Annotated in this window: 6 protein-coding genes; 1 reads left to right on the forward strand and 5 read right to left on the reverse strand. The window is 33.6% G+C overall.

Going from position 1 to position 8,659, the window contains the following annotated elements:
- Window positions 1–70: 70 nt before the first annotated feature.
- From ACEN33_RS11200 to ACEN33_RS11220, 5 genes are read right to left on the reverse strand one after another with little or no spacing between them, the layout of a single operon-like run.
- The gene (locus tag ACEN33_RS11200) at window positions 71–751 is read right to left on the reverse strand and encodes a restriction endonuclease PLD domain-containing protein (protein WP_407095121.1); all 681 of its coding nucleotides are present in this window, start codon (window positions 749–751) and stop codon (window positions 71–73) included.
- 3 nt (window positions 752–754) lie between these two features.
- Window positions 755–1,438, reverse strand: a complete 684-nt coding sequence (locus ACEN33_RS11205; protein WP_407095116.1) for a hypothetical protein — start codon at window positions 1,436–1,438, stop codon at window positions 755–757.
- Window positions 1,439–1,443: 5 nt separating this feature from the next.
- Complete coding sequence (locus ACEN33_RS11210) at window positions 1,444–2,373, reverse strand: hypothetical protein (protein ID WP_407095117.1); 930 nt, start codon at window positions 2,371–2,373, stop codon at window positions 1,444–1,446.
- Window positions 2,373–4,397, reverse strand: coding sequence for a hypothetical protein (locus tag ACEN33_RS11215; RefSeq protein WP_407095118.1), 2,025 nt, complete (start codon window positions 4,395–4,397; stop codon window positions 2,373–2,375). Before ACEN33_RS11215 ends, ACEN33_RS11210 begins: the two co-directional genes overlap by 1 nt.
- Window positions 4,394–7,198, reverse strand: coding sequence for a Z1 domain-containing protein (locus ACEN33_RS11220; RefSeq protein WP_407095119.1), 2,805 nt, complete (start codon window positions 7,196–7,198; stop codon window positions 4,394–4,396). The genes ACEN33_RS11215 and ACEN33_RS11220 overlap by 4 nt, the downstream gene beginning before the upstream one ends.
- Before the next feature lie 238 nt (window positions 7,199–7,436).
- Here ACEN33_RS11220 and ACEN33_RS11225 point away from each other — a divergent pair, with 238 nt between their 5' ends.
- A complete protein-coding gene (locus ACEN33_RS11225; RefSeq protein ID WP_407095120.1) occupies window positions 7,437–8,546 on the forward strand; it encodes a hypothetical protein in 1,110 nt (369 codons plus the stop codon).
- Window positions 8,547–8,659: the final 113 nt, after the last annotated feature.

Below are 8,659 nucleotides of genomic sequence, written 5' to 3' on the forward strand. Positions count from 1 at the left end.
TAAAGACTTGAGTTATAAAAGAATCGAAAAGCGACATTTCCCCCATGGGGGAAACCCTATACCTAAAAGTCTAATGGGGTATGTCTTTTGAATAACAATAGTGTTGCATTTGATTTGACAACAGAGGATTAAAAAAATTTGAGAAAGATTGTTCAGTTGTTTGCTGTCTTGCATTAGACGCTGTTCGTTCATTTCGGGAGTAGGTTGAATCATCATTTTCAGTAACAAGATCTTTATCTTCTTCGAGTTCAATAATTGGGTCAGTATCAATGCTATCATCATATAGTGTAATTAATTTTTGAATATCTGGATGAGTGCAAGGAACTGATTTCTTATTTTGTTCAAGATACAGGGACTCAAAATTTTGTTGGCTTTCTACCATTAATTCATTTAGTTTAAATAATCCATTTTCAGAGAAGTTAGCTGACCCAACAAAATGTATATAGTAACTTCCATCTTTAATCCAACTATATAGTTTTATATGAGTTGGAGGTTGCGTAATTTGATACATTATTTTGATTCGTTCACCGTATTGGTTGGTCAAATTCAAAAATCCCTCATGATTTTTCTTAGAGAGGCCTTCATGTGTAGTCATACCAATGTAAAGAGTAATATTTAAGCTAGGATAGTCATGTAATAATCTTTCTGTCATTGATGAAGAGGCATAACCAGATATAATAAATAAGTCTGAACATCTATTTGCATAGGGAACGATTATTTTCGAATATAATGAGTTATTTGATCTCTCGATATATCACACCACCCGTTCAAAAAGGTGTTGTACATACTTAGTGATACCACCGTCAAAAAATTCAGGTGAGTTTGATTTAATTAAGGCTGTATTTAATACTAAAACTTTTCTGAGTATCTTTCTACTTGTATCATTGTAGCGAGTGTATTGTTTTAATATTTCTCGCACTAATTCAATGTTATAACCTTCGGCGGGGCGTTCAACAATGTTCATAATTGTATCAGTAGTATTGTTTTTTAATATATTAAATGTTTCTTCATAACTACCTTGCCAACCTAAATTGACGTACCAATATATTTGCTTCAACCAAACACGTCTGCTCATTTTATAGTAATAAGTAGCTGACAGGCCATGTCGCGCATGAACGATATCTGGAATGACTTTAATTGACAAAAACTTCCAAATATCATCATTTGATGCGTCGCGGTTAGTAAAAGTAAATGATTGATTTAGGATTCGGTATAACTCTAAACCGAATTCTAAATCGAAAGTATATTTAAAACGATCAATACCTTTTTCATCGATATTATATTTTTCATAAATTTCATCACGGGCTTGGATAAACATCGCTCGAAGTTCTTTAAATTCATTAGGGACCTTAACATCAATCAGACGTCTTGGATCACTTTCTAGTAACTCAAAGTCACTTTCGGCTTTAGTATTACTATAATCAGGCCAGTTTAACATAATTATCACTCCTTAGAGAATGGGTCTAGATTTGCATGAGCGCTATTAGAAATATCTTCCAATGAGTCAATTTGAATATTAAAAGTGGACACCCAGTACCATATTGCTTTAGCAATACTATTTGGTTCAGCATCCATATCTTCATCTATGATGTTTTGATCAATAATAATTGCTTTTTGAATAACAAGTATAATAGATGAGACAATAATATTATTTAATGTATACTGATTCATTTTATTCGTATTAGTATAAAGGCGATCATATAATGGATGCGCGCTATTAATTAAGATTCTGATATTTGAAGAGTCAAATGAGTCTGAATATACATCAACCCAATCCATCCAGATTCTCCATAAGCCACTTTCGGGATCATGGAACTCTTCGATAGGGAATTCTGAACCATCTCCATCTACAGAGACAGAATATGCTAGAAGTGGTTCTGAGCTAAGCTGCATCCCGATTTCATCAGCTTGGAAAAGGGAAGTGTTATGTAGTTCATGAACGATTAAATAATATTCAAAAAAGATTGTACCTCGTAATGAATTTGGTTCGAAAACTTCTTCAAAATCAATCTCAATATTTGAATCTTTCATACCGAATTTTTTAAGAATAAAATTCTCAGTAAAGTTTGATGTTCGAGAATGTATTTTTACAGCAATCGCTAAGGTGTTTTCTTGAGCGGTTACACCCTCTAGACCAAATAATTTAGACGGGTGTTTGATTGAAATTGATTGTGTAAGTTGTAGTTCATTTTCGGTAGGTGACCAAATACTATCATATTCATTGATTTTGTAGGAATATGAATCGTCTAACTCTATGGTTTTTTCATCATTTAAGACATCGGCATATGACAGCTTTGGAAGCGAGAGGTAAATGCCTGCTTCTTTCATTAAGTTTTCATCAAGCAGTTTGTATAAAAGAAATTTTGAACTCATTAGTCATCACCTTCTTTTTTGATATGTTCGGTATTCATCGACAAGCTAGGAGCCATAGATAAATCATGTATCTCGATTTCAATCGTTCCTTCGATAACTAATTTTTCTTTATTTGGATTTGGTATTTCGAAACTAGCTGATTTTTTATGCGATGTATCTGTAACATGGTTTACTTTTTTATTAGCGATTTTTGTTAATTTTACTTTATTAATAATAAACGGAAAAGGAAGCGAACCTTCAAAAGTTTTATTCCAACTTTCTTGGTTATATGCCTTATCTGTCGTGAGAACAGTAAAGAATAGCGTGCTCTTTGTATCTGCTTGCAAGGTCGCGTTAAATGATACTGAACGTAAATTCTCAGAAACAAACCCAATATCAGTGACATTGATGAGCGAATTCGGTGCCAATGTGTCTTTTTTCTTTTTTCTTTGAGGCTTTTGCTGAATTGTAGCAGATTTACCAAAGTTAGACATAGGTAGGAACATATTACCGAAGTGTCTACTTAAAGCTGATGTACGCTTAGAGGCCTTAGCTTCAGTATTATTTAAATCTGTTGATAATTCTTTAGCAACTGATCTTTTTATTCGATTGACAATAGTCACTCGCCCACTATCAATGATTTTATCAATCCAAGTTGCATGGTCTGCATTCTCAGTATCTCGAAGATAGCTTTCAAGGGTAGAATAATAATTCAAGTATTTCTTATGCAAATTACCATCACTATTAGGTACAAAGACAGCAAAAACATATGAATTTTCTTCAAGGGATAAACCCTTCATCCATTCATTGTCGTTGACAACATATTCAACTACCATCCCTGGCTTTCTCATATAAGCAAGAATATTCGCTCCATAAGGGCTACCGTCTTTAAAGGTCGCATTACCAATATAGCTGATAGGGGAGATAAACCCGCTGTTTTTATATGCTTTTAAGTCATCAAGACTTAATTGTACATAAGCCAAGTATCCAATGGGGATTTTTCTGTTCGACATTCCAGTAGTAGCAAGGTGAATGGTCTTTGCTTGAATTCTTCCATGTGTCTTACTTTCTTCAGTTGACCCCAATTGTGTTGCAATAGAATATAGTGATTGGAACCAATCAAATGTATTACTAAAATTTTCAGGTTTGATCATACGACCATTGACGGAAGGTGCAAGGATTGAATTATTTGTAAACCGGTTGTAATGACGGTTGTAAATTCTCGGGAAATACCATCTTTGAATAGCTTGAATAACTGATTCTTCGATATCGGTTTCCCACGGGAAATCATTCTTTGATGTGTCCTCCATAGTCACCTTAGAATCTTTGATAAATGGTACGATTATAGTTGTCCCAGTTTCATTCCCGCTATATTGCTTGATACCTAAAGATTTAGTGAACTCTGAGATAAACTGAGGATCCGTAATTGGTAATGTTTTATCATAGATATCTGTTGAGTTTTTTTCTCCCCACCAAGCAATACCCCTGTCGTTATTAGGCATAATTGCATCTGATTTATCGGAATCTTCAATGAGACAGGCAGCTAAACGCTCCTCATATTTATTATTATGTTTAACACGTGAGTAATATATGACAATGCCACTGCCCATTCTGAAGAAACTAGTTTTTCCTAGACCCCATGATCCACCAGCATCTACTTTGTCTTGATTCATATTTAGACCGTAAATTAACTTATATATATTACTGTTATTAAGTTCATCTTTATCATCCGTGTTAAACTTTCCCGTTAAACCGGACGTATTACTATCTCTAATAGCTACAATAGTTGACTCTCTTGGAAATAATTGCTTAAGTCGAGTATCGATAGAGTCAAAATGATGAGCAATTTTATTTGTTGCGATTTTGCCAATGGTTACGTCAATATTTGTTTGATCACTCTTAGGTAAAGTGGCATCCAGGCTATTTTGGAATGATTCACGAACAACTAAATCGACTATTGGTAGCGAATCATTCTGCAAAGACCGTAATATAGCTTTTCCAGAAGGCGCCATTCTGTCATCTATACGTGCTATTTCAATTTTCATTCTTCATCCTCCTTATGGGAATCGCCATCATCCTCATTAATCGGGACAACAATTTTAAGTTTTCTTGCAAGATTTTTATTTTTTCGTGCACCTGGAATCATGAGATTGATTCCGATTAAATCTTTTTCGAAGTTTAAAGGATATCTATTACTTGAAGTACTTCGAGCTTTCCTAAATTCTTCTTCAGTTTGCTTTCCTTTGTCAATTCGATAGATCACTAATTGTGGCACGTTACCCAGTCCATGTTTAGCTCTAAGTTGTTGTGCTTCTCTACCAGAAGGGCTCTTTTTCATATCTTCCGAATTTAATTGTTCGATATCGCTGATTAAATCAGAAGGTGTCCGTAACGCACCAATTGATACTGTTTTTCCATCATTTTGTGCTTGACCTAATCGCGAACGTTGGATGTTCGGTGGGTTATAACCATGAATATCCCAACCTGACTGATTATCCGATACTTTCGGGATATTTCCTTTCGAAGAAAGTATAATATTCCAATTAGCGTAACCATTCTCTTCGCGAGTATCATCGTACCAATCTAGAAAAGCTTTAATATTTGAAAAGGCAGTATCTTTATCACTAAAAATCATTGATTCTAAGTACTTTTTAACGAAATCATATTCAACATCACGCCAAATCATTTTATTTCTAGATAAGTCAAATTCATCAGTAAGAGAGTTCAAGAATTTTTCTGTCACTGTCAAATTATTTTCTAAAACTGATAGCTCGTTTTTAAATAGGATTGTTTGACGATTAAAACCAGAAAAATCAATATCAGATAATTCTGCTGATTGCATTTTATTACTTGAAGTAATTCTTAAAAAATTATTATTAGGTGAATTTTTAATTTTGACTCCAGCTTCATATGGTAAGTAAGTTTTAGCACTCATATCTTGAATATCTTCAATAAGTTCAGAATTTAATTGAGTAATGAATTCAAATCGTCTTTTAGTCTCACTATCCATCCAAACTCGAGGGAATAATTCATATGTAGGACGGTAACCAAACCATCTTCCCATTTGATATAAAGTATCAGCTTGCTTTGTTTGACGGATAAAGTAAGAGCTAACAAGTCCTTCTAAGGTTAAACCTCTAGAGAGAGTATTCCCGCCGACTACAATGAACAGTGGAGCAAAGCTAAGTCTCCTTTCAGGATAAACTAGTCGAACATGTTGGTTCTCAACGCGAGTCTGACTGTTATCTATAACAAGATGGAATCCTTTATGATACTCTAAAGCCTCATCATCTTTTAAACCTATATGATCAACATAATTTTCGTTATTTGAGTTGATTAGGCCTTTAAGTTGGATTAAAATATCCTCCCATTTAGGATAGTCATTGATAAACTCCTTACTTGAGTAAGATGTGACTGCTTCAGAGAAATCCTCTTTAGTAAATTCAGTAGATTCATGTTCGAATAATTCTCTTAGTTTATCAAAGTATTCTTCACGATTCTCACGCATGTTTTCTAAGTAAGAGCGAATTAAACCGGCTACTTTTTCTTGATCAGCAATTTTTAAACTTGTATGAACTAACATCGATACAGGTTTCGTAAAACGTAAGTGTCTTTGCATTGCAGAAACCAACACGAACCAATCAATCGCTTTTTGAAAACTAGGTGGCAAATAGTTAGTATCCCCTTTATGCAGAGATTTTATTAATTCTTTATCTGTATCACTGATTGTTCTAATGATGGGTAAGGAAGGACCTGTCTCTGGTTCTGCTAAACCAAACATTTTATCAGCACCAAGATAGTCGCTTGAAGGTGTTAAGGTATAGATAAAATCTTTAGGGAATAACGAATAATCCCCAATTTCATTTAATACATTTGCATAAGGCGTACCAGTATAAGATATATAGTTGACTGCAAGGGCTTGCTTTCCGTTAAAACCATTTACTAAATCGAGAACTTTTTTATTAATAGTACTTCTTTCTTCATCTTCTAGTTTTTTTGTATTAATACTTGCTTGATCAGCTTCATCATCGATAATGAGTATTTTTAACTGTTTTAATTTATTTGGATCCGAATAAAGCCACTTTGCCAAATTATCTAGTCTAGATTTATTTTTCAATGAAACAACGAAATATTTCTTTTTGCTATGTTCCTGTAAGTTAATATTATTCCAATTATTCGGTGCACTTCTATCTGAAACTTTTGGATTATCAATATTAGTCCAATCCCACCAAGCTGCACCTTTATTTGAGTCTAAATCACCATATAACCTGTTAGCTGTTTGGATACGTAAATTTTCGATCACTCCTGATAGAATAATAAAAAAATTAAATCCGTTATCAGCAGCTATTGACATAACTGCCGCCATATTAGCTGTTTTTCCCGATTGTACATCACCGATCGTTAGCCCTTTAATTGCACCGCTTTCGCGTGTGTCCATACTTAATTGTTGGACTATGTTGAAGGCATCATCTTTAATATTTGCAATGGATTCAGCTGAAAACCCTTTGCTGACAAGTTTTCTCTCATATTGTTTCCATTGAGAATATGGATCGTCTGATAATATTGCATCGTTTTTGCTGTTTTTGGATAATAAAGTTGTTTTTTTACTTTTAGAATCACTCTTCATATATTTAACAAGTTCTTGCCAAGTTGAATAATCAATATCTGTATCACTTGGTTTAAGCATTTGAAACTTAAACTCTTCAAAAGCTTCTGAACCAATATCCTTGCGAGTATAGAAGTCGAAATCTGAAAGCGAGTCCCAACTTGTTTCATAATCCGTTCTGCGTTCTTCGATATAATTTCTATAAATATTAAATTTTTTGTCGCCAAAATTTATGCTCATGTAAACGCTCCTAGTTATTATAATAGTGTCTATATTATAACAAAAGTTTGACTGTTTAGAAGAGAATAAATTAGGTTTAATGGCATTAATGTTGTATTATTTGAAATATTTCACACCAAAATATCTGATATTCGACTAAGTGAGTTTAATGCGATAATATTAGAAAAAGTAGAAAATTTAATATAATTAAAATGGGATATTATAATATAGTAGGTCATAACTAATAGGAGTGATTGGAGTGTCGGAGTTGTTTTGGAATAATCAAACCAAAAGTCAAAAAGAAGAATATATTGAGATGTTGAAAATTTTAGGTTCACTATCAAACCTTTTTTCTGATAGCAATTCACCTTATCTTTATTATCGGGCACATGAGAATTTATTTTGTGCTTCATTTGATGCCAAAAACTTATCACGTGGTGACGTGTCTTATGATGCAATAAAAGACAGAGTTGGAATCGGCTTAAAAACGTTCTTGCAAAATAATGGACGGACGTATCAAAAGGTCGCAGAGTTTAATGGTGATAGTGATAAGGTTCGTAAACTCAAAAGTCATGAAGAGATTGTTTATATGATAGCTGAACTTAGAAATAAACGAATCGAAGTGACTCAAAATATTACAGATGCAACTGATTCGGTTTATCACTTAATTACTAGAGAGCCAGGCAAGATGAATGTGTTTGAAACACCTTTAGATTTAGTGGACATAAATTCTATTCGCATACAAAAGAAACAAAGTAAAAATACTATTCGATTTACTGACAAATACAACGAATATTCCTATTCATTATCTAAAAATACACTTCTTAAACGATTTTATACTCAAGAACAAAATAAAATTGTAACTTTTGATGTAGACATCTTAGAAAATCCATTTGAATTACTAAAGTCTATGCAAGTTGAGATTGCTGATTCAAGACTTATTTCAGAATCGAAAGAAAACTATATTGTTTTACCTTTATATTCGCCAAATCGTGGAGATGTACCACAGCGTTCTGGATTAAATCAATGGAATGCTCAGGGGAGAGTTCGTCATCCTGATGAAGTGTACATACCTATTCCAGCATGGATTCATGAATCGTTTGATACATTTTTTGCATACGCGAAACAAAGGAAAGTAAAAGGGGAGAGTGCAAAAGATTCCCCAACCTTTCAAGTGGAGTTACCTAACGGTGATGTCATGAAGTGTAAAGTAGCACAATCCGGAGGCAAGGCACTGATGTCGGATCCAAATAAAGATTTAGGAAGATGGATATTAAGAGACGTCTTGAAGATTGCACCAAATCATCTGGTTAACATGAGCACCTTAAATGAAATAGGCATCGATAGTGTTAAATTACGCCAATTGTAAAATTAAGCTAGACAACTAAAACAGCCATTTGTGGTACACTCAACTTGTAATTCCGACCAAAGAATACAAAGGAGTGACCACAAATGACCTACACCCATCTTACCACGGATGAA

It is taken from the genome of Ruoffia sp. FAM 24228 (assembly GCF_045528575.1).
GTDB classification, from domain to species: domain Bacteria; phylum Bacillota; class Bacilli; order Lactobacillales; family Aerococcaceae; genus Ruoffia; species Ruoffia halotolerans.

What these genes read in the sequence shown, in the direction of transcription:
- ACEN33_RS11205 (WP_407095116.1), bottom strand. Translation starts at nt 1,438, where the DNA reads ATGTTAAACTGGCCTGATTATAGTAATACTAAAGCCGAAAGTGACTTT.
- ACEN33_RS11210 (WP_407095117.1), bottom strand. Translation starts at nt 2,373, where the DNA reads ATGAGTTCAAAATTTCTTTTATACAAACTGCTTGATGAAAACTTAATG.
- ACEN33_RS11215 (WP_407095118.1), bottom strand. Translation starts at nt 4,397, where the DNA reads ATGAAAATTGAAATAGCACGTATAGATGACAGAATGGCGCCTTCTGGA.
- ACEN33_RS11220 (WP_407095119.1), bottom strand. Translation starts at nt 7,198, where the DNA reads ATGAGCATAAATTTTGGCGACAAAAAATTTAATATTTATAGAAATTAT.